At 64.2% G+C, this 26,236-nt stretch carries 27 protein-coding genes; 10 read left to right on the forward strand and 17 right to left on the reverse strand.

Annotated elements, in window-relative coordinates; genetic code table 11:
* Positions 1-2 precede the first annotated feature (2 nt).
* The gene (locus DAAJ005_RS10660) at positions 3-1,136 is read right to left on the reverse strand and encodes a sorbosone dehydrogenase family protein (protein WP_151847102.1); all 1,134 of its coding nucleotides are present in this window, start codon (positions 1,134-1,136) and stop codon (positions 3-5) included.
* Between the two features lie 119 nt (positions 1,137-1,255).
* Positions 1,256-2,596: a 3-phosphoshikimate 1-carboxyvinyltransferase gene (gene aroA / locus DAAJ005_RS10665; RefSeq protein WP_151847103.1), complete on the reverse strand. Its 1,341-nt coding sequence runs from the start codon at positions 2,594-2,596 to the stop codon at positions 1,256-1,258.
* A gap of 514 nt (positions 2,597-3,110) precedes the next feature.
* Here aroA and ilvA point away from each other — a divergent pair.
* The 3 genes from ilvA to DAAJ005_RS10680 all read left to right on the forward strand — a co-directional run bounded on the left by ilvA (position 3,111) and on the right by DAAJ005_RS10680 (position 6,930).
* Positions 3,111-4,661 (forward strand): threonine ammonia-lyase, biosynthetic, encoded by a 1,551-nt coding sequence (ilvA, locus tag DAAJ005_RS10670; RefSeq protein WP_151847104.1) that lies wholly within the window; start codon positions 3,111-3,113, stop codon positions 4,659-4,661.
* A gap of 201 nt (positions 4,662-4,862) precedes the next feature.
* Positions 4,863-5,540, forward strand: a complete 678-nt coding sequence (locus tag DAAJ005_RS10675) for a response regulator transcription factor (RefSeq protein ID WP_151847105.1) — start codon at positions 4,863-4,865, stop codon at positions 5,538-5,540.
* A 58-nt stretch (positions 5,541-5,598) separates the two neighbouring features.
* Positions 5,599-6,930 carry a HAMP domain-containing sensor histidine kinase gene (locus tag DAAJ005_RS10680; RefSeq protein WP_151847106.1) on the forward strand — a complete coding sequence of 444 codons (1,332 nt, stop codon included), beginning with the start codon at positions 5,599-5,601 and terminating at the stop codon, positions 6,928-6,930.
* A 71-nt stretch (positions 6,931-7,001) separates the two neighbouring features.
* Here DAAJ005_RS10680 and DAAJ005_RS18940 read toward each other — a convergent pair whose 3' ends face one another.
* On the reverse strand, positions 7,002-7,193 hold the full coding sequence (locus DAAJ005_RS18940) for a hypothetical protein (protein WP_192930981.1): 192 nt from the start codon (positions 7,191-7,193) through the stop codon (positions 7,002-7,004).
* Between DAAJ005_RS18940 and DAAJ005_RS10685 the strand changes: the two genes are divergently transcribed.
* Positions 7,192-7,395 (forward strand): helix-hairpin-helix domain-containing protein, encoded by a 204-nt coding sequence (locus DAAJ005_RS10685; protein WP_226342381.1) that lies wholly within the window; start codon positions 7,192-7,194, stop codon positions 7,393-7,395. The two genes, DAAJ005_RS18940 and DAAJ005_RS10685, sit on opposite strands and share 2 nt — an antisense overlap.
* Before the next feature lie 68 nt (positions 7,396-7,463).
* Here DAAJ005_RS10685 and DAAJ005_RS10690 read toward each other — a convergent pair whose 3' ends face one another.
* From DAAJ005_RS10690 to DAAJ005_RS10705, 4 genes are all read right to left on the reverse strand, one after another.
* The gene (locus DAAJ005_RS10690; protein ID WP_192930733.1) at positions 7,464-7,652 is read right to left on the reverse strand and encodes a hypothetical protein; all 189 of its coding nucleotides are present in this window, start codon (positions 7,650-7,652) and stop codon (positions 7,464-7,466) included.
* A gap of 293 nt (positions 7,653-7,945) precedes the next feature.
* Positions 7,946-8,911 (reverse strand): transposase, encoded by a 966-nt coding sequence (locus DAAJ005_RS10695; RefSeq protein ID WP_226342382.1) that lies wholly within the window; start codon positions 8,909-8,911, stop codon positions 7,946-7,948.
* A gap of 293 nt (positions 8,912-9,204) precedes the next feature.
* Positions 9,205-9,468, reverse strand: a complete 264-nt coding sequence (locus DAAJ005_RS10700) for a metal-sensitive transcriptional regulator (RefSeq protein WP_151848513.1) — start codon at positions 9,466-9,468, stop codon at positions 9,205-9,207.
* A 56-nt stretch (positions 9,469-9,524) separates the two neighbouring features.
* The gene (locus DAAJ005_RS10705) at positions 9,525-9,740 is read right to left on the reverse strand and encodes a heavy-metal-associated domain-containing protein (protein WP_370519701.1); all 216 of its coding nucleotides are present in this window, start codon (positions 9,738-9,740) and stop codon (positions 9,525-9,527) included.
* Between the two features lie 175 nt (positions 9,741-9,915).
* Between DAAJ005_RS10705 and DAAJ005_RS10710 the strand changes: the two genes are divergently transcribed.
* Positions 9,916-12,474: a heavy metal translocating P-type ATPase gene (locus tag DAAJ005_RS10710; protein WP_226342383.1), complete on the forward strand. Its 2,559-nt coding sequence runs from the start codon at positions 9,916-9,918 to the stop codon at positions 12,472-12,474.
* Positions 12,475-12,572: 98 nt separating this feature from the next.
* Here the strand turns inward: DAAJ005_RS10710 and DAAJ005_RS10715 are convergent, their stop codons facing one another.
* Positions 12,573-12,983, reverse strand: coding sequence for a hypothetical protein (locus tag DAAJ005_RS10715; RefSeq protein ID WP_151847107.1), 411 nt, complete (start codon positions 12,981-12,983; stop codon positions 12,573-12,575).
* Positions 12,984-13,145: 162 nt separating this feature from the next.
* Between DAAJ005_RS10715 and DAAJ005_RS10720 the strand changes: the two genes are divergently transcribed.
* From DAAJ005_RS10720 to recA, 3 genes are all read left to right on the forward strand, one after another.
* Entirely contained in the window at positions 13,146-14,351 is a 1,206-nt protein-coding gene (locus DAAJ005_RS10720; protein WP_151847108.1) for a CinA family nicotinamide mononucleotide deamidase-related protein, read from the forward strand.
* 101 nt (positions 14,352-14,452) lie between these two features.
* Positions 14,453-15,253 carry an RNA 2',3'-cyclic phosphodiesterase gene (gene thpR / locus DAAJ005_RS10725; RefSeq protein ID WP_226342384.1) on the forward strand — a complete coding sequence of 267 codons (801 nt, stop codon included), beginning with the start codon at positions 14,453-14,455 and terminating at the stop codon, positions 15,251-15,253.
* Entirely contained in the window at positions 15,250-16,341 is a 1,092-nt protein-coding gene (gene recA, locus DAAJ005_RS10730; RefSeq protein WP_151847110.1) for a recombinase RecA, read from the forward strand. The genes thpR and recA overlap by 4 nt, the downstream gene beginning before the upstream one ends.
* Before the next feature lie 117 nt (positions 16,342-16,458).
* Here the strand turns inward: recA and era are convergent, their stop codons facing one another.
* Positions 16,459-17,454, reverse strand: coding sequence for a GTPase Era (era, locus tag DAAJ005_RS10735; protein WP_151847111.1), 996 nt, complete (start codon positions 17,452-17,454; stop codon positions 16,459-16,461).
* A gap of 79 nt (positions 17,455-17,533) precedes the next feature.
* On the reverse strand, positions 17,534-18,337 hold the full coding sequence (locus tag DAAJ005_RS10740; protein WP_151847112.1) for an SDR family oxidoreductase: 804 nt from the start codon (positions 18,335-18,337) through the stop codon (positions 17,534-17,536).
* Positions 18,338-18,472: 135 nt separating this feature from the next.
* Between DAAJ005_RS10740 and DAAJ005_RS10745 the strand changes: the two genes are divergently transcribed.
* A complete protein-coding gene (locus tag DAAJ005_RS10745) occupies positions 18,473-19,066 on the forward strand; it encodes a YIP1 family protein (protein WP_151847113.1) in 594 nt (197 codons plus the stop codon).
* 90 nt (positions 19,067-19,156) lie between these two features.
* Here the strand turns inward: DAAJ005_RS10745 and DAAJ005_RS10750 are convergent, their stop codons facing one another.
* From DAAJ005_RS10750 to DAAJ005_RS10775, 6 genes are all read right to left on the reverse strand, one after another.
* Positions 19,157-19,981, reverse strand: a complete 825-nt coding sequence (locus tag DAAJ005_RS10750; protein WP_151847114.1) for a transglutaminase family protein — start codon at positions 19,979-19,981, stop codon at positions 19,157-19,159.
* 107 nt (positions 19,982-20,088) lie between these two features.
* The gene (locus DAAJ005_RS10755) at positions 20,089-21,045 is read right to left on the reverse strand and encodes an alpha-E domain-containing protein (RefSeq protein ID WP_192930734.1); all 957 of its coding nucleotides are present in this window, start codon (positions 21,043-21,045) and stop codon (positions 20,089-20,091) included.
* A complete protein-coding gene (locus DAAJ005_RS10760; protein ID WP_151847115.1) occupies positions 21,045-22,727 on the reverse strand; it encodes a circularly permuted type 2 ATP-grasp protein in 1,683 nt (560 codons plus the stop codon). The genes DAAJ005_RS10755 and DAAJ005_RS10760 overlap by 1 nt, the downstream gene beginning before the upstream one ends.
* Positions 22,728-22,906: 179 nt before the next feature.
* Entirely contained in the window at positions 22,907-23,962 is a 1,056-nt protein-coding gene (gene plsX, locus DAAJ005_RS10765) for a phosphate acyltransferase PlsX (RefSeq protein WP_151847116.1), read from the reverse strand.
* A complete protein-coding gene (locus tag DAAJ005_RS10770; protein WP_151847117.1) occupies positions 23,952-24,566 on the reverse strand; it encodes an NYN domain-containing protein in 615 nt (204 codons plus the stop codon). Before DAAJ005_RS10770 ends, plsX begins: the two co-directional genes overlap by 11 nt.
* Positions 24,567-24,662: 96 nt before the next feature.
* On the reverse strand, positions 24,663-24,998 hold the full coding sequence (locus DAAJ005_RS10775) for a DUF309 domain-containing protein (protein WP_151847118.1): 336 nt from the start codon (positions 24,996-24,998) through the stop codon (positions 24,663-24,665).
* A gap of 116 nt (positions 24,999-25,114) precedes the next feature.
* Between DAAJ005_RS10775 and trxA the strand changes: the two genes are divergently transcribed.
* Complete coding sequence (gene trxA / locus DAAJ005_RS10780; RefSeq protein WP_151847119.1) at positions 25,115-25,474, forward strand: thioredoxin; 360 nt, start codon at positions 25,115-25,117, stop codon at positions 25,472-25,474.
* 82 nt (positions 25,475-25,556) lie between these two features.
* On the opposite strand, the gene DAAJ005_RS10785 is transcribed toward trxA, so the two are convergent.
* Positions 25,557-26,135, reverse strand: coding sequence for an alpha/beta hydrolase (locus DAAJ005_RS10785; protein WP_151847120.1), 579 nt, complete (start codon positions 26,133-26,135; stop codon positions 25,557-25,559).
* Between the last annotated feature and the right edge of the window lie 101 nt (positions 26,136-26,236).

A 26,236-nucleotide genomic window follows, 5' to 3' on the forward strand; every position in this document is an offset into this window, starting at 1 on the left:
GCTTACTTCCCTACGTACTGGATACGCCAGACCTTGCCCGCGCCGTCGTCGCTGAGAAGCAGCGCACCATCCGCGGCCACCACCGGATCGACGGGGCGTCCACTGGCCTTGTCGTTCTTGAGGAAGCCCGTCAAAAAATCGGCCACTTTCCCTGTTTTCGGATCGACAGTGATCAGCTTGTACCCGCTCTTCTCGCTGCGGTTCCAACTGCCGTGCAGGGCCACAAACATCTGCCCGGCGTAGGTCTGCGGGAAGGTCTTGCCGGTGTAAAACGCGAGTCCCAGCGGCGCGGAGTGTGCGGTGGTCAGGGCGAAGGCGGGGGTGGTGTCCTTGCACACGGCGGCGCTTTTCTTGCCAAATTCCGTGTCCCAGACCTGTGCCTCGCCCGCCTTGGTGGTGTAGCAGTACGGCCAGCCGAACGAGTCGCCGCTGTTCACCTTATAAAAGCCTTCCGGCGGGATGTTGTCACCCAGGCCGTCGCGCCCGTTGTTGGTGGAGTACAACTGGCCACCAAACCACTCGATACCCACCGCGTTTCGCAGGCCGCTGGCGTACTCCTTGCCGTTCTTGCCATCCGCGTCGTAGACCCAGATCGCCGCGCGTTTGGGATCGCTTTCCTCGCAAACGTTGCAGGAACTTCCGGCAGAGACATACATTTTATCGTCTGGGCCGAAGACGACCGTGCGCGTAGAGTGGCCGCCATCACTGGGCAGATCAACCAGTTTTTCAGCCGAGCCACCCGCTTTTATATCGCCCGCTTCGTACGGAAAACGCACCACGCTGTCGGTGTTGGCGACGTACAGGTAGCCGCCATGAATGGCGAGGCCATGTGGCTGATTCAAGCCACTGGCGAAGACTTCCTTGCTGTCTGCCTGACCGTTTTGATCCCGGTCCGGCAACACGTAGACCTTGCCCGCCGAGGTGTCACTGAGCAGCACATCGCCATTGGCCGCCGCCACCATGAAACGCGGTTTCTGAAAGCCGTCAGCGTAGGGGGTGACCTTGAAGCCCGCCGGAACGGTCAGGCCGGAGGTTTCCAGCGGGGGTTGCGCGGGCTTTTCATTCGTCTGCGTGCTGTTCTGGGCGCAGCCCGCACAGGCCAAGGCCAGGGTGCCGATCAGGAGCAGTCTATTCATTCCCTCAGTTCACCATCCAGCCATGAGGGGGGCAGGAAAAGCAGTTAAAGCATCGTCCGTCACATATAAAAAAAGCTCTGGCCATGTAGAAAGGGCCGGAGAGGGTGAACATGCCAGCGCTAGTGGGTATCCGTCGGCAGATATTCAAACTTCGCGCCCAGTGCCTCCAAGTGACGGAAAAACAACGGGTAACTCTTGCGGATGTGGTGCGCGCCGGTAATCCGAATGGGCGCGTCGGCCCGCAGCCCCAGCAGGGTCAGCAGCATGATCATGCGGTGATCGCCATGACCATCGGCGGTGATGCCCCCGGCAATTTTGCCCGTCCCGGTGATGCTCAGGCTGTCTGCCGTTTCCGCCGCGCCGATGCCCAGCCGCTCCAGCTCGCGCCGGGTGTCGCTGATGCGGTCACACTCCTTGAGGCGCAGCGTGGACACGTTTTCCCAGGTGGTTTCGCCCCCGGCTAGCGCGGCGGCGGCGGTCAGCGCCTGCACCGCGTCGGTAAAGCCGTCCCCATCCCGCGTAACAGCGTTCAGAGGCTGGCCCCCGCGCACGATCAACGTATCTCCCTCTCGCACGATATCCGCGCCCATCTCGCGCAGCACGGCCACCGCCTCGCGCTCGCCCTGAAGGTCATTCTCGCGCAGGTTGCCCAGGCGGACCTCGCCGGGGAGCAGCGCCGCCGCCGCCAGAATGGCCGCCGAGCCAGGATAATCGCCGGGAACGGAGACGCGCCCGGCCCCATACTTCTGCCCGCCAGCAATGGAAATCCGGCTGAGGTCCTCACTGGCGCTGAAGCGCACGCTGAATGCGCCCAGCGTGTCCAGCGTCTGCCGCAGCGGGGCATGGCTCTTGATCTGTCCGGTCAGGCGCAGGTCCAGGCCACGGGGAAGCAGCGGCCCCAGGAAGATCAGGGCGCTGGCGTACTGGCTGGACTTCTCGGCACTGACCTCCACAGTGCCACCTTGAATCGGGCCGGAGATGGTCACTGGCAGGCGTCCACCGTTGCTGCTCACGCGTGCGCCCAGGCGTTCCAGCGCCGCTAGCAAATCACCTTGCGGACGCTTGCCCAGCGAGTCGGGGTAATCGGTGACGAAGGTGGTGTCCTGCGTCAGCGCAGCCACGCCCATCAGAAAGCGGGCCACTGCGCCCGCGTTGCCAGGATTGAGGGTCACGCCTGATCGGGGAACCGCGCCGAATCCTCGGATCACGGCGTCGTCGCCCACCAACGACACGCCCGCACCCCAGTCTTCCAGGCAGCGCAGCATGGCCCCGGCGTCCTCGCTGGTGGCAATGCCTACCACGCGGGTCTCGCCCTCGGCCAGCGCCGCCGCCAGCAGGTAGCGCGTGGTGTAGTTCTTGCTGGGCTGGGCGCGAAGCTCGCCGTTCAGGGCCTGGGCCGGGTGGACGAGAACATCGAATGTTTCTGGTAATTCGGGAGTGGGCAGGCCATCTGGACTCATGCAGGCAGGCTAGCGCCGGAAGGCAACGCAGGCGGAGCGGCTGTCTGGAGGAAGCGACGCCCCCGTGATACCCCGCTCCCAGCGAAAGCGGAGACAGATGGAGAGAAACCGATGGATGCCACCCCTTTCAAACTCTCTACAGCCCAGGAAACCGCCACCCAAGCCGCAACCGAAGGCCGTCGGGCGCTCAGCGCACGCGCCGAACGCAGCGTCACGGAGCCGGGCATCAGACCCGGAGGCCGCCGCACTTTCCCACCCACGATGCCCAAGAACTCCTGCCTAGCGCAGCGCCGCTCCCCCTGCCCCCCTGGGGTAGGAGGCTGGGGGGCGGGGTCTCCCTTGTCTACTTTCTGACCGCCGCTCCCCCACACGTCTCCCCTATCCTCACCTTTATGAATGCGGCGCGAATTATTGGCAGGTCAGGGGAAAGCACCTGACAGCCGCCGCGCTGCCCAGAGTTTCCCCCGCCACCGACGCGGGGGCTTTTTTTGCATTCAGTACGGAGGATAGACCCATGATCCAGACCCAGGAATTTGAACCCGGCCAGATGGACGCGATGGATGTGCTACGCCTCGCCCTGACCGGGAAGGTGTACGGCGCGGCCATCGAAACCCCGATCAGTGCTGCCCCCGGCCTGAGCAAACGCACCAGCAACCGCGTGTTGCTCAAGCGCGAGGACTTACAGCCCATCTTCTCGTTCAAGCTGCGCGGCGCATACAACAAGATGGCGCAACTCTTACCGGAACAGCGGGCAATGGGCGTGATCACGGCGTCGGCGGGCAACCACGCGCAGGGGGTGGCCTACGCCGCACAGGAACTGAAAATGCGCGCGGTAATCGTGATGCCCGCCACGACGCCCGAGATCAAGATCGAGGGCTGCCGCGCCCGTGGGGCCGAGGTGATCTTGCACGGCGACAGCTTCAGCGACGCCGAAACCCACGCCTACGCGCTGCAAAAGGAGCTGGGGCTGACCTTCGTGCATCCCTTCGACGATCCCCTGGTGCTGGCCGGACAGGGCACAGTGGCGCTGGAACTACTGCGCCAGGTAGAAACGGGCAACGGCTACACGGTCTTCGTACCAGTGGGCGGCGGCGGATTGATCGCGGGTGTGGCCAGCGTGATCAAGGCCCTGCGCCCCGATGTGAAAGTGGTGGGCGTGGAACCAGACGACAGCGACGCCATGTACCAGAGTTTGCAGGCCGACACGCGCGTGCGGCTGGACTCGGTGGGCATCTTCGTGGACGGCGTGGCGGTCAAGCAGGTGGGCGCGTACACCTTTGACCTGACGCGGCGCTACGTGGACGACTGGGTGCGCGTCAACACCGATCAGGTCTGCGCGGCCATCAAGGACGTGTTCGACGACACCCGCGCCGTGATGGAACCCGCCGGGGCGCTGGCGGTGGCGGGCCTCAAGAAATATGCCCGCGAGAAGGGTATTAAAGATGAAACCCTGGTGGCCCTGACCTGCGGCGCAAATGTCAACTTTGACCGCCTGCGCCACGTCTCGGAGCGGGCCGAGATCGGCGAACAGCGCGAGGCGATTCTGGCCGTGACCATCCCCGAGCGGGCCGGGGCCTTCCGCGAATTTATCGAGGTGATCGGCGCGCGGGCCGTGACCGAGTTCAATTACCGCTACGCCCCCCGCAGTGAGGCGCAGATTTTCGTGGGCGTGCAACTGGCCTCTGCCGGACAGCGCGGCGAACTGGTGGACACCCTGACCGCGCGGGGATACGCGGTGCTGGACCTGACCGACGACGAACTGGCCAAGGTGCATGTGCGCCACATGGTGGGGGGCCGCGCCCCGGAGGCCGAGGGCGAGCGCGTCTATTCCTTCACCTTCCCCGAACGCCCCGGCGCACTGCTGGAATTCCTGACGCACCTGCACGGGCGCTGGAACATCAGCCTGTTTCATTACCGCAACCACGGCAGCGCCCACGGACGAGTGTTGGCCGGAATTCAAGTGCCGGAAGGCGACGGAGCCGACTTCGCCACCTTCCTGCGCGGGCTGGGCTACCCATCAGACGAGATGACCCAGAATCCGGCATATCGGCTGTTCCTGACCTGAAGGATCTGAGCTATAACAGGATGGTGCAGCAGGATTGCAGGGTTCAGAAAGCTCCGGTCTCATCTGTCCCTGACCTGCCCCACCGCACTCAAGACCTCGTTCCAAAGGTAAACATCAGCTTGCAGGGCGGCCCGACAGAGGAAACCAGGGGCACAGAGCCGCTTCCATCTGGGCGTGACCTGCCCGCGCTAGCCTGCGCCCATGCGCTTCCTGGTTGTCGAGGATGAACCCACCATTCGCCGCCCGCTGGTCGCCAGCCTGCGCGAGGCGGGCTACGCGGTGGACGAGGCGGCCTGTGCCCGCGAGGCGCGTGAACTGGCCCTGGCCATCCCTTTCGACGCCCTGATGGTGGACGTGGGCCTGCCCGAGGGGCCACTGGCCGGCTTTGAGCTGGTGCGGGAACTGAGAGAAAACGGCTCAAGCTGCCCAGTGCTGTTCCTGACCGCACGCGACGCCGTGGAAGACCGGATCGCGGGGCTGGATGCGGGCGGCGACGACTATCTGGTCAAGCCCTTTCACCTGGGCGAGGTGCAGGCCCGGCTGCGGGCGCTGGTGCGCCGGGGCCGCTCGGAACCGCAAAGCACACAGGTGTGGCAGGATCTGCGGCTGGACTGGAATGCCCGCGCGGTGTTCCGGGACAGCGCGCGGGTGGCCCTGACCGCCAAGGAGTTCTCGCTGCTGGAGGTGCTGGCATCACATCCGGGAAGGATCTATACCCGCGACGAACTGATCGACCGGGTCTGGGACGGGCGGTTCGATGCCGAATCCAACGTGGTGGACACCTATGTCCGCAACCTGCGGCGCAAGCTGGGCGACCCGGTGGTGCAGACAGTGCGGGGCCTGGGCTACCGCTTCCCAGATGCTGGGCCGGAAGTCTGACCCACACACGGACCATCTGCTGAATGCTTCCGCCATTGCGCCGCATACTTTCTCTCAGATGACCCTGCGCGCCCGCCTGACCCTGCTGACCTTCAGCATTCTGCTGCTGAGCCTGCTGGCCTCTGCGGGGGTGGCGGGAACGGTGCTGTGGCGGCTGGAACTGAGCAGCATTACCCGGCAGATCGGGGCACAGGCCAACGCGCTGCTGGCCGTCGCGCGGGCGACACCGGGCACGCTGCCCGACAGGGCCGAGAACCTGCTGGAAGTCGACGGCATCACGGCGGTGGCGCGGGTATATGGCGGCGGGCGACTGCGCTGGGCAGGCGGGGCTGCCGGGCCGGACATCCTGGACCCTGGCTGGCTGGCCGGAACTGCTGGGGCGGGGATCAGCCGCGTGGGCGGCTATCTGGTGTCGTCCACGCGGGCGAACAACAGCGCCGTACAGGTGGGCCGCAACCTGCTGCCCCTGGAACGCTCGATGCGGCTGTATGCCCTGGTCACGGCCCTGACCTTGCTGCTGCTCAGTGCCCTGGGCGGCGCGCTGGTAGCCCGCGAGGTCCGGCGCACGCTGCGGCCCCTGGAAGCGCTGGCGGCGCGGGTTCAGACCCTGGACGCCCCCGGCCCGCTGCCCGCCCTGACCCTGGGCGGCGAGGTCGGCGCGCTGGCCCGCGCGCTGGACGCCAGCCTGGGTGCCCTGCGGGCCGAACGCGAGCGCGAGACGCTGTTTCTGGCCAGCGCCTCGCACGAGCTGCGGACTCCGGTCACGGCGCTGCTGGCGGACCTGGAACACACCCTGGCACGCCCGCGTTCGCCACAGGAAATGCACGCCGTCCTGGAACGGACCCAGCGCACCGCCTCGCGCCTGCGCCTGCTGACCGGCAACCTGATGACCCTGACCCGCGCCCAGCGTTCAGGAACACAGCATCTGCAACCCGCCCGCTCCTCCTGGCCCCCTGTGGATCTGCTGGCACTGGCAGGCGAGGCGGTAGACCTGCTGCAACCGCTGGCTCTGCGCCAGGGTCTGGACCTGTGGCTGGACGGGCAGGCCACCCCGCTGCGCGGCGACAGCGCCCTGCTGGGCAGCGTGCTGGAAAACCTGATCGGCAACGCCCTGAAGTTCACCCCGCGCAGCGGCGAGGTGCAGGTCAGGGTGGTGCCCCACAACGGCGGCGCACACTTGACCGTGCAGGACAGCGGCCCCGGCTTTCCCGGCGGCGCACTCACCGAAGCTTTTGTGCGTGGCGAGGCGGCGGCAGGGGCAGCGGTAGAGGGCTTTGGCCTGGGGCTGGCCGTGGTGCGGCAGGTCGTCGAGATTCACGGCGGCACCCTGACGCTGGACAACCCGCCGGAGGGCGGCGCACGGGTGCAGGTCAGCTTCCCCAGCGGGTAAAAAGTGGAGGCGCGTTCCCTTCATTCGCCCGTTAACTGGCCCTCCTCCTGTACTTTTCGGAGGCCCACCATTCACAGCACGCTGACTGTCCTGACCACCACGCGTGCCACCCCCGCCCTGCTGACCGCCCTCGCTTTTGCCCAGACCGCCACGCCCAGGAACAACACGCCTGCGGCCACACCCACCGTCAGATCGGCCATGAACACGGTCAGGACCGGAATGTCGGGCGCGGCGTCCGCCATGAAGATGGGCAAGTCCAGCATGTCCGGCAGCGGGAATATGGCGCTGGTTCACATCAACCGCGCCCCCGCCAGCCAGCTCGAAACACTGCCCGGCGTCCGCGTCAACCTGGCTGCTGAGATCATCAAGGATCGGCCCTTCAAGAACAGCGTGGACCTGGAGAAAAAAGTCAGCCGGATCGACGCAAAGAACGTCAAGATGCTGCCACACATCAGCTTCACTTAAAAACGTTCCAGCAACACGGGAGGGCCGCTCAAATGGGCTGCCCTCCTCTTTTCGCCTGCTTCCGGCATTCAGGCGATGGTGATGTCCTTGCCCAGCGCCTTGAGCTTGTAGCGGGCCATCGCCAGGTTGGCCTTGTCCTTGGCCAGCACCAAATACAGGAACAGCGTCTGGCCGGGCACCATGTAAATAATGTGGTACTGGTTTTGCAGGGTGATCAGGATGTCCTCGATCTCGCCGTCGATGCCCAGGCTTTTCATGGTTCGCAGCTTGGCGCGCACCACTTCGGTGTTGCCTGCCGCCTCGGCAGGGGTGGGGCAGGTGCGGGTGGTCCAGCGCCAATTTGTCGGAGCGTCCGCCTGCGACTGCCGCTCGATCTTCCCTTCCAGATCGCCGACAATCAGCAGGGGAAGGGAAGGCTTCTATTTGGAATAAGGCATGCCTCCCCCTTGAATGGATGCGGCGCAGATAAAGTAAACGGCGTTTTCTTTGCAGGTGATCTGCTTCTCCCTCAGTACCCGACACTTTCCGCGTCTATCGTCCGGTGTGGTGCCTAGAGTCGAATGAGGTGGAGCAGTTCATCTCCCGAAGCCCCAAACTGACGGGAAGATGCCCGAACGAGCGACCGGAGGCCCAGCGTCACGACACTCCATGCCCGCCGTCCATGTTTTTTAAGAGCTGTCTCCTGGTTGATGCCAACCAGGACGCTCCAGACATAGGCCAGGGTTAGCAAACAGAGCGGCCGCGTCACATGCCCGGGAAGCGTCATGTGGGTGCTTTCCAACCGAAAGCCCTTCGTTTTGAGTGCCCTGAACAGACATTCGATCTTCCAGCGCTTGCGGTATCCCTTCAAAATGCGACTGGCGGCGGTGGCGTTGCTTGCCTCGATCAGGGGTTCCCCCTGATCCGTCCGGGTCAAGACCACGTTCATCGGTAGACCCTCGACCTCTACCCCGTCGAGCAGCATCGCCTTCTTTCCGGGCTGCAAGCCGCCCAGCCACTCGCCCGCTGGCAGGTCTTCAATGCGAGTATCAACGCAGAGCCGCACCGTGATGGGCAGACCTCGTTCGGCCAATCCCTGAATCCACGCTTGGCCGACAAATTCCCGATCTGCATAGATGGTGGCAACCTCGCAACAGTCCACCAGCGTCAGCGCCTCGTCCAGCAGAGCAAGGCGGGTGCTCGTTCCGCTGTTGCCGCTGTGCGGCAACAACTCGAACAGAAGTGGCACGGCGACACCTCGCCAGTTCACTGCCAGCACCAACGCGTTCACGTCGGTCTTTCCCAGTTTCCAGCTCGTACGATCAAGGGTGAATGCCCGCCGTTTCCCATCGGGCAGCAGCGCCAGAACCAGACGGGCAACGTCGAGAGGACAGAGCGGATGCTGGTGAAAGAAGCGCTCAATCTGGCGGATGACGGAAGCCGTTTGAGCGTTGCACCGGCAACGCTCAGCGAGTGCGGCGTGGCGAACATCTTTAGCCCCGATCAACGCCAAGACGAGCAGGGCGAGCAGTTCCACTTGATTTTTTCGGTAGGCGAGGAAGTGAGAGACGAAGCAGAGACTCAGCGATTTCAGGGCAGTGGGAGACGCGTTCTGTTTTCGCGTACTGGACGATAGATTTCAAGCCTCCTCTGAAACTGTCGGGTACTGAGTGCTTCTCCAACGCCAGAACAATAGTCGGCAGATCCTTATAGGAATATTTCAGGAACACCTGAAAGCTAAGCTGATGCCACAGCCCTCATTGAAAATAAAGGGGCAGTTAAAGCGCGAGGCTCAACTGACCCATTTCTCAACTGATGTTTCTGGCGTTCTTATCGGTAGCGCAAAGCTTCCATCACTTCTTCCACCAGTTCCACGCTGTCGCCACGCCCAGCAGAGGTGGCGACATGCGCCTCCAGATGACCGCGCAGCACCACGTCACCCGCGCCGCTGAGTGCGCCCTGCACAGCCTTGATCTGCCGCAGCACGTCCACGCAGTAGATCTCCGGGTCATCCAGCATTCGCACGATGCTGTCCAGGTGACCACGGGCGATGCTCAGGCGGCGGCGGGCGCGTTTGCGGGCGTCCTCCGGCATACAGAGTTTGCCGTCGGCAGCGCAGTGGGGAGCGTCCGCAAGGGCGGGAGCATCGGTCAACTGGCAACCTGCGCGGCGTAACCTTCCGCGGCCACGGCGCCGATCATTGCCCCGGTATCAGCGTCGCCGTGAACCGTGGCCTTGCCGCCTTCCAGGTCCACCTGCACGTCATGCACGCCCGTCACGCCCTTGAGAGCCTTTTCCACGGCTTTCACGCAATGCCCGCAGGTCATGCCATCAACTTTCAGTTCAGTGGTCATAGGGTTAGTCATGGGAAAATTCTAGACCCTGGGGGGGAGGAAGATCAAGAGGAGTGAGGTCTAAGGGTCAAGAGTCTAAGAGCAGGAGAGAGGTTTCCATTTGCGTAGATAGGCAAAAAAGATGATCGCCACCCATCTTCTAATACCCCATCTTGCCTTACCCTCCCCAGGGGGGTAGAATGTTTCAATGACGATGAAGACTCCCCAACTCAAGACGCTCAACCTGGACGTCGGCGGGATGACCTGCGCGGCCTGCGTGGGGCGGGTGGAGCGCGGACTGAAGAAGGTGGACGGCGTGCAGGACGCCGCCGTGAATCTGGCCACCGAGCGGGCCAGCGTGACCTACGATCCGGCACTGACGAATGCCGCCCAGCTCGTGGAAGTTGTTAAGGACACAGGCTACGAAACGCGCACGGCGGAACTCTCCTTTCCAGTGGAGGGCATGACCTGCGCGGCCTGTGTGGGACGTGTGGAACGCGGTTTGCAGAAGGCCGAGGGCGTGCTGAGTGCCAGTGTCAACCTCGCCACCGAGCGGGCAAACGTGACGTACCTGCCCACCACCACCTCACCCGCCGCGCTGAAGGAGGCCGTGCGCGAAGCCGGGTACGACGTGCCGGACGAGGCTACAGAATCACAGTCACGCCTGGACACGGACCGGGCCAGAAAAGCAGAGGAAATTGCAGCACTGCGGCGTTCGGTGATCCTCGCCGCCGCCTTCAGCATTCCGCTGTTTATCCTGGCGATGCTGCCGATGGTCTGGCCTGCGCTGGACATGTGGCTGATGGACCGCGTGGGCATGGGAACGCTGAACTGGGTGATGCTGGCGCTGGCCGCCCCGGTCCAGTTCGGCCCCGGACGGCGCTTTTACCGCTCCGGCTGGGCGGCCCTGAAGCACCGCAGCCCAGATATGAACACGCTGGTGATGCTGGGCACATCGGCGGCTTTCGGGTACTCGCTGCTGGTCACGCTGGCCCCCGGCCTGTTTCCGGTGGGCAGCGCGCATGTGTACTACGAGGCGTCCGGCGTGGTCATCACGCTGATCCTGCTGGGCAAACTGTTTGAGGCGCTGGCGAAAGGCCGCAGCAGCGAGGCCATGCGGACCCTGCTGGCCCTGCAACCCAACGTGGCCCGCATACAGCGTGACGGCGGCGTTGTGGAAGTGCCTGCCGACGAGGTGCGCGTGGGGGACCATGTGCTGGTGCGTTCCGGTGAACGCCTGCCGGTAGACGGCGAGGTGGTGGACGGCAGCAGCTACGTGGACGAATCCATGCTGACCGGCGAGAGCGTTCCCGTGCAGAAGACGGCGGGCGCGAAGGTCACGGGCGGCACGGTCAACGGCACGGGCGCGCTGACCTTCCGGGCCACGGGTGTGGGGGCCGACACCGCGCTGTCCCGCATCATCCGCATGGTGGAGGACGCGCAGGCCAGCCGCCCACCGATTCAGGGACTGGCAGACCGGGTGGTGGCCGTGTTCGTTCCGGTAGTACTGGCGATTGCCTCCGTGACCTTCGCGGTGTGGATGTTGATTGGCGGCGAGGGGGCGCTGGCAAATGCTCTGATTCACACCGTCGCCGTGCTAATCATCGCCTGCCCCTGCGCGATGGGTCTTGCCACCCCGGTGAGCATCATGGTGGGCAGCGGGCGGGCCGCGCAGATGGGCGTCCTGTTCCGCAGCGGGGCCGCGCTGGAAGGTCTGGGAGCCGCGCAGGTGGTGGCCGTGGACAAGACTGGAACAGTGACGCAGGGACGGCCCGAAGTGACGGAGGTCATTGTTGATAGTGGATGGTTGAAGGGGAATGGAGAATTGCTCCGGCTGACTGCCGCCGCCGAAGCGTCCTCCGAACACCCGCTGGCACGGGCCATTGAGCGAGCAGCTCTGGGTGAGGAGAACAACGTCAACACCCTCTCCCCTGCCACAGACTTTCAGGCCATTCCCGGCTACGGCGTGCAGGCTAGCGTGGATGGCAAGCGCGTGGAGGTGGGCGCGGCCCGTTACATGGCAAAACTGGGTCTGGAATTGGGCGATTTGACAGCGCAGGCCGACGCTCTGGCAAAACGCGGACGCACCCCCGTTTTTATCGCCGTGGACGGCCAGCTTGCCGGGCTGCTGGGCGTGGCCGATCCGGTGCGGGTGGGCAGCGTGGACGCCATCCGTACCTTGCAGCAGCAGGGAACCGAAGTTGCCATGATCACGGGCGACACCCGCGCCACCGCCGAAGCTGTGGCCGCTGAAGTCGGCATTGAGCGCGTGCTGGCCGAAGTCTTGCCCGAAGGCAAGTCGGACGCCGTACAGGAGCTTCAGGCTGGGGGCCGCAAGGTGGCCTTCGTCGGTGACGGCATCAACGACGCCCCCGCCCTGGCCCGCGCCGACGTGGGCGTGGCGATTGGCACCGGAACGGATGTGGCTGTGGAGACGGCAGACGTGATCCTGATGTCCGGTGATCTGCGCGGCGTACCGAATGCCATCGCCCTCTCGCGGGCCACGCTACGGAATATCCGGGTCAACCTGTTCTGGGCCTTCGGCTACAACATCCTGCTGATTCCGGTGGCGGCGGGCGTGCTGGCGGCGTGGAACATCAGCCTCTCCCCGGTGCTGGCAGCGGCGGCGATGGGCCTGAGCAGCGTGTTCGTGCTAAGCAACGCGCTGAGACTGCGGGGCTTCAAACCGCCGCTGGGAGGCGAGGGGCAGGCGGCTTCACGTCCGGGCAATGCGGCAACGCCGAAACTCACGCCTCCAGTTTCCTGAATCCCAGCCCCTTCCCCTACTTTGAGGCACGAGACAGTTCAGCGGCGGACCTGATCAACAGAGGTCCGCCATTCTTTTGGAGTCTGATTGTGCGGGTTTTAACCCTTCTTCCGCGCCGCCCACGCCCCGGTACTCCACAGCGCCCACGCAATCAGTACCGGCTGAAAGAACAGGCGGATCAGGCGTTTGCGGTCCGTGTCCAGCCCGAAAGCGTCGCTGTGGGTCAGGTATTGCGAGATGTTGCCGGGAAAGACTGCTACGAAGAAGGCGGCCATGATCCACCCTACTGTCACCCGCTGTCTGGGCAGCGCCATCAAGGCCACGCCCATGCCGATCTCCACCACACCGGAGGCCAGGACCACGAAATCCTGATTCAGCGGCAGGCTTTCGGGCACCTGCGCCTGAAAATCCTGGCGTAAGAAAGTCAGGTGGCCGGTTCCTGCGAAGGCGAGGGCCGCGCCCAGCAACACGCGGGCGGCAGTCTGGATAGGAGATACGCGGGAAGTCATGTTCGGCAGTGTGACATGCCCCAGCGGGCCGCTCCACCTTTTTGTTATACAGATGCACCCTGCGGTCCGCCCACCTCCGACATAGACTCTGATGATGTTCTCAAACCCCCCTTCAGGACTAGACGTTCGTTTCGCTTTCGCCTATACTCCGGCGGTGTTGTTATGTTGCTAGCAGAAATTATCAGCGTGGGAACAGAGCTGCTGTTTGGTGAGATCGTGGACACCAACGCGGCCTTTCTGGCACGCGAACTGGGCGAACGGGGCGTCATCCTGCACCGCAAAACGGTGCTGGGCGACAACCTGGGACGCGTCAGTGCGGCCATTACGCTGGCCCTGTCGCGCGCCGATCTGGTGATTCTGGGCGGCGGCCTGGGACCCACCGACGATGACCTGACCCGCGAATCCATTGCCGACGCGCTGGGAGAAACGCCGGGCGAAGACCCCGAATTACTGGCGTGGTTGGAAGGCATGTACGCCGCCCGTGGGCGCGAGATGCCGCAGGTCAACCGCAAGCAGACGTGGCTGATCCCCAGTGCCGAGGCGCTCCCCAATCCGGTGGGAACCGCGCCGGGCTGGTTCGTGCGGACTGGGGGTAAATATGTCGTCGCCCTGCCCGGCCCACCCCGCGAGATGCACAAGATGTGGCGTGAGCAGGTACTGCCGCGTCTGCCGCTGCCGGATCACGCGCTGGTTTCCACCACCATCCACACCCAGGGCATCGGCGAGAGCAACGTGGCCGAGCTGCTGGCCGGGCTGACCCAGAACGCCAATCCCAGCGTCGCCACCTACGCCCGCAAGACCGGCGTGGACGTGCGCGTGGCGGCCAGCGCCGAAACTGAAGCGCAGGCCCGTGAGCTGATGGCCCCGCTGCTGGAAACGGTGCGTGCCCACCTGTCGCGCTGGACCTGGGGCGAGGACGGGCAGACGCTGGCCGGGGCGCTGGGCGACGGATTGGCAGGCCGCAGGTTGGGCGTCATTGAGGCAGGCAGTGCAGGTGCATTGTGTGGCCTGCTGGCCGATACAGCGGGCTTTCTGGACGCCGCCGTGACCGGGGACCACGCCCGCCTGATCACGCTGGGCCTGACCCCCGTGACCCTGCGCGACGCCGGACTGGTCAGCGAGGGGGCCGCGCTGGAACTGGCCGCCGGGGCGCGTGAACACCTGGGCGCAGACATAGGGCTGGCCGTGGTGGTCAGCGTGATGGGCGAGAACGCCGGGCAGGTTCACGCCGCCGTAAGCAGCGAGAAGGGCCACAAGGCCGCCAGCGTCAACTGGCCCGGCGACGCCGCGCAGATGCGCGAACGTGCCGCCGTGACCGCGCTGGCGCTGGCATACCGGGCACTCAGAGCAGGCGGGGAGCTGGCATGAAGATCAGAAAATCGCAGACTAAGCAGAAAGCAGAACAGAAAGCAGAAAAGCCGCGTATATCCGATCTGAACGCCGCTTTGAAGATAAGGGCGGAGGCCGACTTGCCCGCCGCCCCGGTTCAGGGGGTCCGGCGGGTGACCCAGCCGCGCCGGAAGGACGAGGCCGAAGCCAGCGCACCCCGCAAAGCGCAGGAGCAGACCGCATCGGCGGAGTTCAGGCAGCGCACCGAGCGTCAATCCGCGCAGGCCACGCGGGGCAGGCAGGCTCCAGAGGAACACACGCCCACCACCGGACGTTTCTTCTATGCCCTGAAGGTTCCCGCCAGCATCACTGGCCCGCTGTCCGAGGCGCAGCGCAAGCTGAAAGGCAACTGGCGCACCACCGGGCGCGAGCAGATGCACGTCACGCTGTGTTATTTGCCGTCCGCACCGCTGGACCGACTGGCCGAACTCAAGGTGCTGGGTGCACGCCTGACGGAGAATCTGGGACCGATGGACGTCAAGTTGCGCGGCACCGGCTACTTTCCCAACGAGGGCAGCCCGCGCGTGTGGTTCGTCAAGGTGGAGGCCGAGGGACTGGACGAACTGGCCGCCGCCCTTCGCACCGGGGTGCAGGACCTGGGCATAGAAACCGAGGAACTGGGATTCAAGGCCCACATCACCCTGGCCCGCCGCAAGGGACCCGCGCCGCGCGTGCCGCCTATGAATTTTGAACTGGGCTGGAAGGCGGGCGGGGCGACGTTGCAGCGGTCACATCTTCAGAAGACGGGGCCGATCTATGAGCAGGTCAGTACCTTCCGTTTTCAGGTAGAAAGTCCAGCCGCAGCACCACCAAATGAACACCCTCCCACTGACAATCCGCCCTCTCGTACACAGCAAACAGAAGCACAGGAGCCATCATGAGCAAAGAGAACCCCAAGGAATACAGCGCCGCCCCCAGCGACAGCAAGGAGCGCCAGAAGGCCATCGAAACGGCGATGAGCCAGATCGAGAAAGCCTTCGGCAAGGGCAGCATCATGAAGCTGGGCGCGGAGAGCAAGCTTGATATTCAGGTGATCTCCACCGGTAGCCTGTCGCTTGATCTGGCGCTGGGCGTGGGCGGTATTCCGCGCGGGCGCGTGACCGAGATTTACGGCCCGGAAGCGGGCGGCAAGACCACGCTGGCCCTGAGCATCGTGGCGCAGGCGCAGAAGGCCGGGGGGACGTGCGCGTTTATTGACGCCGAGCACGCCCTTGACCCGGTCTATGCCCGCGCGCTGGGCTGCAACACCGATGAACTGCTGGTGTCCCAGCCCGACAACGGTGAACAGGCACTGGAAATCATGGAATTGCTGGTGCGTTCCGGTGCAATTGACGTCGTGGTGGTGGACAGCGTGGCCGCCCTGACCCCCCGCGCCGAAATTGAAGGCGAGATGGGCGACAGCCTCCCTGGCCTCCAGGCCCGCCTGATGAGCCAGGCGCTGCGCAAGCTGACCGCGATCCTGTCCAAGACGGGAACCGCCGCCATCTTCATCAACCAGGTGCGCGAGAAGATCGGCGTGATGTACGGCAACCCCGAGACCACCACCGGGGGCCGCGCGCTGAAGTTCTATTCCACCGTGCGTCTGGATGTCCGCAAGATCGGCCAGCCCATCAAGGTAGGCAACGACGCCGTGGCAAACACGGTCAAGATCAAGACCGTCAAGAACAAGGTTGCTGCCCCCTTCAAAGAAGTGGAACTGGCGCTGGTCTTCGGCAAGGGCTTTGACCAACTTAGCGATCTGGTGGGTCTGGCCGCCGATATGGACATCGTCAAGAAGGCGGGCAGCTTCTACAGCTACGGCGACGAGCGCATCGGCCAGGGCAAGGAGAAGGCCATTGCCTACATCGCCGAGCGCCCCGACATGGAGCAGCAGATCCGTGACCGCGTCATGGCGAGCATCAAGAGCGGCGGTGCGTCCGAGAAGCCTTCACCCCCCGTCGAGCAGAAAATTACCGCTCTGGCGGAGTAAGCGAGAAAGACGAAAACGCCCCGGCCTTGAAGTTGGCCGGGGCGTTCTCTTTTTCTATTCCGATTTTTCTGTTTCGGTCACAGGGTGACATGCAGGACGAAGCTCAACCCAGCCGCTTTACTCGTACCCAAGTTCCCGCAGAGCCTCGGGGTCCTCGCGCCAGCCGTTGATCACGATGACTTCCAGACCCAGAAAGACCTTGCGGTTGAGGAAGATTTCCAGTTGCTTGCGGGCCGCCTGACCGATCTCGCGCAGTTGCTTGCCGCCTGCGCCGATGACCATCCCCTTGTGGGCATTCTTCTCCACGATGATCTCGCCCTCAATGCGTTGTAGACCGTCCTCGCGCTCGGTCCAGCGGTTGACGCGGGTGGCCACCGCGTAGGGCAGCTCGTCGCGCAGCTTTTTCATGGCTTCCTCGCGGATGATCTCGGAGGCCCACATCTCGCGGGTCTGGTCGCTGGCCGCGCCGCGCGGATAAAAGAAGGGGTTTTCGGGCAGCACTTCCAGAATCTGCTCACGCAGAGTCGCCACCGCTTCAGGTTGGTTCTGCGCGCTCAGGGCAATCTCGCCGGTCTGGGCGGTGCGGCCTTCCAGCAGGGCGCGGTACAACTTCATGGCCTCGTCCGGGTATTTGGACACATCAAGCTTGTTGCCCACCATAAACAGCGGTTTGGGCAGGTCACGAATCTGGCGGGCCACCAGTCGGTCCTCGTCGCCAGGCGGGTGGCGCAGGTCCACCACCCACAGAATGGCATCCACATCGCTCAGGGCGCTGTGGACCTCGTGGTTCATGTACTTGCCGAGGGCGTCTTTCGCTTTGTGCAGGCCGGGGGTATCCACGAAAACGATCTGCTGCGTGTCGGTGGTGTGGATCCCGCGCACGCCGCGCCGGGTGGTCTGCGGGCGCGGGCTGGTGGGCGCGACTTTGGTGTTCAGAAACGAATTGAGCAGCGTGCTTTTGCCCACGTTGGGCTTGCCGACAATCGCCACGAAGCCGGAGTAGGTCTGTTCACCCTCGGGGCTGGTTCCGGCAAAGCTGGGAGAGGTGGCATCGTGCGAGGCAGCGTTCGGGCCGTCCTCGACTGGATCGGGTGGAAAGAAAGAATCAGTCATCAGGTGCATTGTCTCACGCCGGAGCGCGGGCAAAAGGAAGTCGAGGCTGGGACAGACGCGGCAAACGGATGGAGGCGGGTTACTCCTCCCGCCGCGCCTGCACGCCCGCGATAATCCGGGCGGCGGCGGCGCGCGGCAGCAGCCGGAAGGCCGAGACCTGAACCTTGTTGGCAAGTCCGGCCACTGCCACCCCCTGACCGCGCAGCATGGCCTCTACGCCGATGCGGGCCACCGTCTCCACATCCAGCATCGCCAGCCGGGTCACGCCGGTCATCAACTTGCTCTCGTTCAGCGTGGCCGCATCCTGAAAACCGGTGTCCACCGGTCCGGGGCACAGGGCCGTGACGCTCAGGCCGGTGCCCCGCAACTCCTCGTTCACCGCCTCGCTGAAGGACAGGACATAGGCTTTGGTGGCGTAATACACCGCCATCAGAGGACCGGGAATAAAACCAGCGGTGCTGGCAACGTTCAGCACCCGGCCCCGCCCACGCTCCAGCATGGCGGGCAGAAAACGGCGGGTCAGATCGGTCAGCGCCATGATATTCACCGCGATCATCTCGCCAATTTCAGCCTGATCCTGGCGGGCAAACTCGCTGAAGCCGCCGAATCCGGCGTTGTTGACCAGCAGATCAACGTGCAGGCCACGCGCCGTCACCTCGTCCTGAAGTAGTTTCCCGGCATCAGGATGAGAGAGATCAATAGCGATCACTTCAGCACGAATCCCGTACTGGCGTGTCAGATCTTCGGCCAGCACTTGCAGTTTGCGTTCGCTGCGGGCCACCAGAATCAGGTTCGCGCCGTGGGCGGCCAGTTGCCGGGCTATCGCTTCGCCGATGCCGCTGCTGGCGCCGGTGATCAGGGCGGTGGAAGTTGGGATGGTCATGTCCTCAAGGTAAGGGGCAGGGCCGTGAGACGCAGCGTCTCACGGAACTCCGTTGTGCTATATAAACGCTGAAACGGCAAAAAATGAAGATTTAATAAAGGCAACGCGCATGACACGAGACGCGTACTGTAGGGCATGAGAAGCCCTGTCACCTCCGGCCCTGAAGTCAGTCTTCAGGACATGTTCGCGCAGAGTACCGCCGTGATCACCCAGCCCAGCGTGGCCACGTTTGAGCGCTACGAGAAACGCGGCGGCCTCCAGAGTGCCTTCATCTACGTGATGGTGGCCGCCGTCGTCTCGGCCCTGATCGCCGCCCTGTTCTCGTTCTTCCACTCGGACGTCACCTTCTTCGGACAACTGTTCTCGCGCCTGATCACCATTCCCATCCAGTTCCTGATCTTCACCGGGGCCGTCTATCTGATCGGTGGCAGTCTGTTCAAGGGAACCGGCACCTACCCGGAGGTGGCCTACACCTTTGCGCTGTTCTTTGTGCCGCTGACCATCATCAGCACCATTATCGGGATCATTCCCATCCTGGGTTGGCTGGTGTCCTTCGTGATTGGTCTGGTCATGATCTACTTCGGCTACTTGGCCGTGCAGAGCAGCATGAACCTGCGCGAACAGGTGCCCGCGATTGCCACGCTGGTCCTGGCCGGGATTGCCAATTTCGCCGTCGGGGCCGTGCTAGGAGGGCTGTTCGTGGTGGGCCGGATCGCGTCGGGCAGCTAAATCTGCTGGGCACCACAAAGGAGCGGGCGAGGCCATACCAGCCTCGCCCGCTATTCGTTTTCCGTCTCTTTACTAATCTGCTGATCCGCTCTACTGATCCGCGTAAACATGTACCGCCACTTCCAACATGCCCTGGCCGCCGCCAAAATAGGTCCCGCGCACCGGAGAGACGTCGCTGTATTCGCGCCCGTGGCCGATCTTGATGTGTTTTTCCAGCGCCAGACAGTCGTTGGTGGGATCATAGCCCAACCAGCCGTAACCGGGAATTAGGCACTCCACCCAGGCGTGGGTGGCCTCCGCGCCGCGCATCTCGCCGCCGCTGTAGAGGTAGCCGCTGACATAACGGGCCGGAATTCCCAGTTGCCGGGTGATGCCCAACATGGCATGCGTAAAGTCCTGGCACACGCCATGCCCAGTCTGCGCGAACTCGGCCAGCGGGGTCCGCACATCGGTGGCCCCCGGATCATAGGTAAAGCGGCGGCGCAGGTGACTGGTCAGTTCCAGTAAAAATCCGGGCAGGTCGTCGTCGGGGCCAGGGCGGGCCACGCCGAACAACTCGGGCCATCTGCCGCTGGGAACACGCGGGCTGGGGACCAGAAATTCGGAGTTGCGCCCACGCTCGGGCCGCAGTTCGCTGAATGGTGTGGAAATGGGCAGCGTGACGGCGTGCGTGTCCACAATCGCCTGCGCCTCGATCAGCAGATGGCGGTGGTGTTCGTGGACGTGAACGTGGTGGACAATGGCCCCGAAGTAATCCTTGTGCGAGGTGATCTCGGCGTCAGGGGTCACGTTCAGGTGAAACAGCCGCACGCTCTGGCGCGTCTCATTGGAAGGATGCAGCCTGACCTGGTTAAAGGAGTTCCAGGCGGGCTTGGGGTAGTGGTACTCGGTGGTGTGCCGGATTTCGCAACGCATAAGTGGGGGAACCCTCTAGCGGTTCTGCCGGGCAGTCTGACATGCCTCGGGAAAGCGAATGTGGCGCAGGGCAGACGAATCGGGGACAGGCAGCCGCAGAGGCCGCCTCATTCCTCCTCGAAATAAGCCGAGGTAATGGCCGCGCCGACACGGTTGAAGTCCTGCACCAGGGTCTCGAGGCCCGGATCTTCCTTCTCGATAATGTCGTGGACGCGGGCATATTGCAGCCGGGCCACCAGCCAGCGCGACAGCCGCAGAATCTCCGGGTGTGCGCCGGGATGATGGCGGTCGATCTGCTCCAGCGCCTCGCTGAGATTCATGGCGCTGTACCGTGCGCTGCGCGGAAAATACTCGTCCAGCAGCAGGAATTCGGTCACACGCATGGGTGTGATTCCGGTCTGCACGCGCTTGCGGTACGCCTCGTTGGCGCTGGCCCCCTTGAGGGTGCTGACCCAGCGCTGGTCCTGCAAGGCGCGGCCCGCCGGATCGCCGCGTGCGGCCAGAGCGTCGGCGTCTTTGAACCGGCTTTGCAGCACGCGCAGGGTATTGTCCCCGCGTTCCAGCATCTGCCCAGCGCGCATGAACGACCAGCCCTCGTCGCGCGGCAGGGTGGCAAAGGCGATCCCGAAAAAGAACTGAGAGGCGTCACGCGCGGCGGTGCAGTATTCGAACAGGCCGTCGCGGTCCAGCACGTCTACATTCTCAAAACATAGCGTCAGGTAAGAGCGGTTCAGCGATTCCCACATTTCGCTGGGCAGGCGGTCACGCAGGCCACGGGCGTTCTCGCGGGCGCGGGCCAGACTGCTGGCGATGCTGGAGGGATTGTCACGGTCAAAGGCCATCCACGAACTGACGCTGCGGGCATCCAGGCGTCCGTACTTGGCGCGCAGTTGCGCCTCGCCCCCCGTCAGTTCCAGCAGCGGCGTCCAGTACTCACGGGCGCGGCCCGAGATTTCCAGGCCAGCGTAATAATTGACGTTCAGCAGGCGGGCGGTGTTCTCGGCGCGCTCCACGTAACGCCCGATCCAGAACAGGTTCTCGGCCAGTCGGGATAAGAGCAGCATTATTTGTCCTCCCCGGCTGAGTTTTCCGGCGCGGTATTTTCTAACACAGAGCCGTCCAGAGCGGCGTCCTCAAGAACGTCTTTCTCCAGTTCCTGCTGATACGAATGCCCTCCCGGCGAACTCTCGGGCTGGGGCTGAGACTGCGACTGGGTCTGGGATTGCGAACCGCCACCGGACTGACCTTGAGATTGAGACTGGCTCTGGCCGTCGCCATGCATCATCTGGTTCTGGCTCTGCGGCGTCACCGGGCCGTCGTGGTCCAGCACCCAGGTGTCCTTGCTGCCGCCGCCCTGCGAGGAATTGACCACCAGACTGCCGCGCCGCAGCGCCACGCGGGTCAGGCCGCCCGGCACGATGGTCACCTCGTCCTTGCCGCACAGGATGTAGGGACGCAGGTCGATGTGCGCGCCCTCGAATTCGGCGCTGTCAGGGTAGAACGTCGGGTGGCGCGACAGGCCCACCACCGGCTGCCCGATAAAGTCGCGCGGATTGTCCTTGACCTTGACCAGAAATTCCGCCACTTCCTCCTCAGTAGACGCGGGGCCGATCAGCATGCCGTAGCCGCCCGCCTCGCCCACGGCCTTGATCACCATGTTGGCGGCATTGGCCAGGATGTGTTCCAGGTGATCCGGCTCGCTGCCCAGGAAGGTGGGAACGTTGTTCAGCAGCGGTTCCTCGTTCAGGTAATACTTGATCATATCGGGCACGTAGGCGTAGACGGCCTTGTCGTCGGCCACCCCGGTCCCCACGGCGTTGGCGATGGCCACGCGGCCCTGGCGGTAGACCTCGATCAGCCCGGCCACGCCCAGCGCACTGTCGCGGCGGAAGGCCAGCGGATCGATGAAGTCGTCGTCGATGCGGCGGTAGATCACGTCCACCTGCTGCCGCCCGCCGGTGGTCCGCATCCAGACCCGGCCCGCGTCCACGAACAGGTCCCGGCCCTCGACGAGTTCCACGCCCATCTGCTGCGCCAGATAAGCATGTTCAAAGTACGCGCTGTTGTACATGCCGGGGGTTAAAACAACGACCGTGCCATTGTCGCGCGGGCTGACCGATTGCAGTAGCGAGAGCAGCGAGGTGGCGTAATGCTGCACCGAGCGCACGCCCTGGCCCTCGAACATCTTGGGATAGATGCGCCGCATGGCATCTCGGTTGGACAGCAGGTACGACACGCCGCTGGGCGAGCGTAGGTTGTCCTCCAGCACCAGATACTCGCCCCTCTCGTCGCGGATCAGGTCACTGCCGACAATGTGGGTATAGATGCCGCCGGGCGGCGTGACGCCGTGGACCTCGCGCCGGAAATGGGCCGAGGTGTAGACCAGTTCACTGGGAACGACGTTGTCGTTGAGAATCTGTGCGTCGCCGTAAATGTCGTTCAGGAAGAGGTTGAGCGCCTTGACGCGCTGGGTCAGCCCCGCTTCGAGATGCGCCCACTCGGAGGCCGGGATAACGCGCGGGACCGGATCGAAGGGAAACGTCCGCTCGGTGCCCTTGGAGTCGCCGTAGACGGTGAAGGTGATGCCCTGGTTGCGGAAGGCCAGATCCAGCATGCCGTGCCGCCGCTGAAATTCAGTGACACCCAGAGAATCGATATATTCCTGCAAGCCCTGATAGTGCGGACGCACCTGCCCGTCCGCCGCAAACATCTCGTCAAAAAAGCTCTCGCCTGGCTCATATTTCATGCGCCTGTCCCCCTTGTGTCGTGCTGGTGAATGCCCGCAGGATAGCGGCTCGGCAGGACCGGGAAGGCAGTGTGGCTAGGCGAACTCCTTATGGTCCAGCGCGGCGCGGGCGAAGCGGGAAAGGAAAAACGCGCGCTGAATGGGGCCAGGGCGCGGTTTTCTGAAGCTGTGTCTCTCCCCTACCCCTCGGTTCCGGTCAGTGGCGCGGCCCCCTCCCCGAAGGCCACTTCCAGGCGCGGCAGCAGCCTGCCCTCGTGGGCGCGGGCGGCACGCAGCAGCGCGTTCTTGACGGCGGTGGCATTGGCCCCCCCATGCCCGATGAAGGCCAGTCCCTTCACCCCGATCAGGATGCTGGCCCCGTAGGTGCTGGGGTCCATCCGGTCAGCCAGCCCGCGCAACGATCCGCGCACCAGCAGGCCGCCCAGCTTGCTTTTCAGGCCGCTGTTCAGAGCGTCGCGGATCCAGCCGAACATCACCCTGGCCTCGCCTTCTGCCAGCTTGAGGACCACGTTGCCGGTAAAGCCGTCGGTCACGACGATATCGGTGGTCCCCAGGAAGATGTCGCGGCCCTCCACGTTGCCGTGAAAGTTGATGCCTTTACCATGCAGAGCGCGCAGCAGGGCATGGGCCTCGATGACCAGCGCACTGCCCTTGTGGTCTTCCTCGCCAATCGAGAGCAGGCCCACGGTGGGGTTGTCCTGATCCTCCAGCACCTTCAGGTACACGGTGGCCAGCCGTGCCCACTGCGCGTAGTAGCTGGCCTTTACGTCCGCGTTGGCCCCGGCATCCAGCAACGTGGTCATGCCGCCGCGCGCGGGCAGGTGGGTCAGGATGGCCGGGCGTTCCACCCCCTTGATGCGCCCGAAGGTCAGCAGCGCCGAGGCCATCGTCGCGCCGCTGTGGCCCATGCTGACGGCGGCGGCGGCCCGGCCCTCCTTGACCAGTCGGGTGCAGATGTTGATGCTGGCCCCGGTGCGGCTGCGAACATCGCTGGCGTGTTCGTCCATGCCGATCACGTCGCTGGCGTCCACGATCTCCAGTGGCAGGGATGCGCTGCCCGGAAACTTGCCCAGTTCGGCGTGCAGGGCCACCCGCTCACCCACCAGCAGCACCGATACCCCCGCCCGCGCCGCCAGAATCGCACCCTCCACATTGGGCACCGCGCCGTGGTCCCCGCCCGCCGCATCCAGCGCGATGGGCAGACTGCCCGCCGCTGCCCCGGCTTCAGCGCTCATCGTTTTCGGCCAGCGCGGCGGTCATGTAGAAGGGACGCCCCTCCGCCGCCTTCGTGTCCGGGCTGCGCTGTTCCCCCCGCCCGTCGCTGGGCAGACGGTAGCCAGGGCGCTCGATCTGGGCACGCAGGTCACCCAGGTCCACGTACAGGTCGGCGGCGTTGCGCAGCTCGTAACTGGTCATCTCGGGGATGCTGGCGACGATCACGCGTTTGCCCCGTGCCCGCAGCACCTCCACCGGGCGCTCGAAATCGCCGTCACCAGTCAGCAGCACGGCGGTGTCGTACAGATTGGTGGTGGTCAGCAGGTCCGTGACGATCTCGATGTCCAGGCTGGCGCGGCGGGAGGTGTCGCCGTTCTCGTCGGTACTCTCGCGCAGGGGGCGGGTGCGGACGGTGTAGCCCATGTAGGTCAGCGCATCGGTGAAACGGCGCTGCTTGTCGTCGATGGGCAGGGGCACAGCGGTGTAGTAAAAGGCGTTGTAGAGGGTGCCCTGCGCGGCAAAGTGGTCCAGTATCTTGCGGTGATCGAAGTTCCAGCCCAGCCGCTTGGCCGCCGAGTAGACATTGGCCCCGTCAATAAAAAGTGCAATCCGTGGTGCGTTCATATCCATAAAATCTGTCTCCCGATCCTTTAAATTCTCTACCCCGGCAGATCGCTGGGGCATCCCGGCAGGATAGCGGACGGGAGGCAGACAGAGCGTTCACCCGCTGGGGGGAACCTGGGGAAACACATCCGGCATGTGCAGCGCCTCCCAGACCTCTGCCCGTAGCCGGACCAGATCCACACCGCCGTATTCGTCCGGCAGGGCATCCAGATATTTGACGGCCTTGTGAAAGTTGCGCCCGGTCAGGCTGCCGTGGTGCCAGCGCTTGTGCAGGGCCGCCGCCAGCAGGATCAGCGCTTGCAGAAAGGCGCGTTCCTGGCCCGTCGCCTCCAGCCACAGCTCCTCCCAGGCTTCATGCGCTTCCCACCACTGGCCCAAGTTGAACAGGGCCGCACCTTTCCTGAAGGTCTGCTGATCGGCAGTGCTGAACATTGCCCCACCCTACCCCGCCCACATTGCAACCGCCCCCACCACGCATGAATGACGCCTAAGCTCGTGCCCATGCCCGCCCAATCCACGCGCGAGGCACGGGGCGTATAGTTGTCCCCATGAAGCCTTTGGAACTCACAGACACTAACTTTAGCGACGAAATTGCCAGCGGATTGACCCTGGTGGACTTCTGGGCACCCTGGTGTGGCCCCTGCCGCATCATTGCCCCCGTGATCGAGGAACTGGCCGGACAGTACGAGGGCCGCGTCAAGATCGGCAAGGTCAACGTGGATGAGAACCCCGTGACCCAGGGCCAGTTCCGCGTGATGAGCATCCCCACGCTGATCCTGTTCAAGGACGGCCAGCCCGTGGAAGGCGTGGTGGGCGCGCAGCCCAAGCGGGCCTTTGAGACTCTGCTGGACAAGCATATTGGCACGGCTGCCGCCAGCAACGACAGCAGTACCGTTAGCGCCAGCTAAGCCCCGAATTCAAAGAAAGGCCACCCGTACGATGGGGTGGCTTTTTTGCTGTTTTGCTGTACTGGATGGCCTACGAACTACTTCAAAAACGCACCACATCTGGCGGCGTCCAGGCATGCAGCACCTCACTGAGCAGGATTTCTCCGTCTGGCCATTCCCCATGCCCGCTCTCGGCATTGATATGCCCGGCCTCGCCCGCCGAAACCGCAGCCGCACCCCAGGCTTCGGCCATCGCCTCGGCACGTTGGGGCGTGCAATACGGATCGTTCTCGCTATAGACCAGCAGCGCAGGAAAGGGCCATACATCCACAGGCAAGGGGGCCAGGGCCAGAAGCTGGGGATGCAACTCGGCCATGCCCGACTGTTCTGGATCGGCGGGAGCCACCAGCAACGCGCCGCGCACTCTCTGCATCTCCTCACCACCGGAAAGCCGCGCCCAATGAGCCACCGTCGCCACGCCCGCCGAGTGGGCCACCAGCACCAGTTGCCCCGGTGTGGCCTCGATCACTTCATGCAAACGGGCGGCCCAAACTTCCGGCAGGGGATTTTCGGGATCGTCCTGGCGCACGCGTTCGGCACCGAATTTGTGCTGCCACAGCGTCTGCCAGTGCTGTGGCCCGCTGTCGCCCAATCCAGGCACGATGATCAGGGTGGGGGTCATGGGGCAAAGGGTAGCAGGTGCAACAGAGACCGTGAGATTGAACATCTCTTGGGTCCGCTGGCAGGATCAAAATACCCCACAGCAAAAACCCCCCGCACAAG

The organism is Deinococcus sp. AJ005, from assembly GCF_009017495.1.
Lineage (GTDB): Bacteria > Deinococcota > Deinococci > Deinococcales > Deinococcaceae > Deinococcus.

Coding starts and splice junctions, on each gene's coding strand:
- DAAJ005_RS10660 (WP_151847102.1), bottom strand. CDS start 1,136: ATGAATAGACTGCTCCTGATCGGCACCCTGGCCTTGGCCTGTGCGGGC.
- aroA (WP_151847103.1), bottom strand. CDS start 2,596: ATGAGTCCAGATGGCCTGCCCACTCCCGAATTACCAGAAACATTCGAT.
- ilvA (WP_151847104.1), top strand. CDS start 3,111: ATGATCCAGACCCAGGAATTTGAACCCGGCCAGATGGACGCGATGGAT.
- DAAJ005_RS10675 (WP_151847105.1), top strand. CDS start 4,863: ATGCGCTTCCTGGTTGTCGAGGATGAACCCACCATTCGCCGCCCGCTG.
- DAAJ005_RS10680 (WP_151847106.1), top strand. CDS start 5,599: ATGACCCTGCGCGCCCGCCTGACCCTGCTGACCTTCAGCATTCTGCTG.
- DAAJ005_RS10685 (WP_226342381.1), top strand. CDS start 7,192: ATGTCCGGCAGCGGGAATATGGCGCTGGTTCACATCAACCGCGCCCCC.
- DAAJ005_RS18940 (WP_192930981.1), bottom strand. CDS start 7,193: ATGCTGGACTTGCCCATCTTCATGGCGGACGCCGCGCCCGACATTCCG.
- DAAJ005_RS10690 (WP_192930733.1), bottom strand. CDS start 7,652: ATGAAAAGCCTGGGCATCGACGGCGAGATCGAGGACATCCTGATCACC.
- DAAJ005_RS10700 (WP_151848513.1), bottom strand. CDS start 9,468: ATGCCGGAGGACGCCCGCAAACGCGCCCGCCGCCGCCTGAGCATCGCC.
- DAAJ005_RS10705 (WP_370519701.1), bottom strand. CDS start 9,740: ATGACTAACCCTATGACCACTGAACTGAAAGTTGATGGCATGACCTGC.
- DAAJ005_RS10710 (WP_226342383.1), top strand. CDS start 9,916: ATGACGATGAAGACTCCCCAACTCAAGACGCTCAACCTGGACGTCGGC.
- DAAJ005_RS10715 (WP_151847107.1), bottom strand. CDS start 12,983: ATGACTTCCCGCGTATCTCCTATCCAGACTGCCGCCCGCGTGTTGCTG.
- DAAJ005_RS10720 (WP_151847108.1), top strand. CDS start 13,146: ATGTTGCTAGCAGAAATTATCAGCGTGGGAACAGAGCTGCTGTTTGGT.
- recA (WP_151847110.1), top strand. CDS start 15,250: ATGAGCAAAGAGAACCCCAAGGAATACAGCGCCGCCCCCAGCGACAGC.
- era (WP_151847111.1), bottom strand. CDS start 17,454: ATGACTGATTCTTTCTTTCCACCCGATCCAGTCGAGGACGGCCCGAAC.
- DAAJ005_RS10740 (WP_151847112.1), bottom strand. CDS start 18,337: ATGACCATCCCAACTTCCACCGCCCTGATCACCGGCGCCAGCAGCGGC.
- DAAJ005_RS10745 (WP_151847113.1), top strand. CDS start 18,473: ATGAGAAGCCCTGTCACCTCCGGCCCTGAAGTCAGTCTTCAGGACATG.
- DAAJ005_RS10750 (WP_151847114.1), bottom strand. CDS start 19,981: ATGCGTTGCGAAATCCGGCACACCACCGAGTACCACTACCCCAAGCCC.
- DAAJ005_RS10755 (WP_192930734.1), bottom strand. CDS start 21,045: ATGCTGCTCTTATCCCGACTGGCCGAGAACCTGTTCTGGATCGGGCGT.
- DAAJ005_RS10760 (WP_151847115.1), bottom strand. CDS start 22,727: ATGAAATATGAGCCAGGCGAGAGCTTTTTTGACGAGATGTTTGCGGCG.
- plsX (WP_151847116.1), bottom strand. CDS start 23,962: ATGAGCGCTGAAGCCGGGGCAGCGGCGGGCAGTCTGCCCATCGCGCTG.
- DAAJ005_RS10770 (WP_151847117.1), bottom strand. CDS start 24,566: ATGAACGCACCACGGATTGCACTTTTTATTGACGGGGCCAATGTCTAC.
- DAAJ005_RS10775 (WP_151847118.1), bottom strand. CDS start 24,998: ATGTTCAGCACTGCCGATCAGCAGACCTTCAGGAAAGGTGCGGCCCTG.
- trxA (WP_151847119.1), top strand. CDS start 25,115: ATGAAGCCTTTGGAACTCACAGACACTAACTTTAGCGACGAAATTGCC.
- DAAJ005_RS10785 (WP_151847120.1), bottom strand. CDS start 26,135: ATGACCCCCACCCTGATCATCGTGCCTGGATTGGGCGACAGCGGGCCA.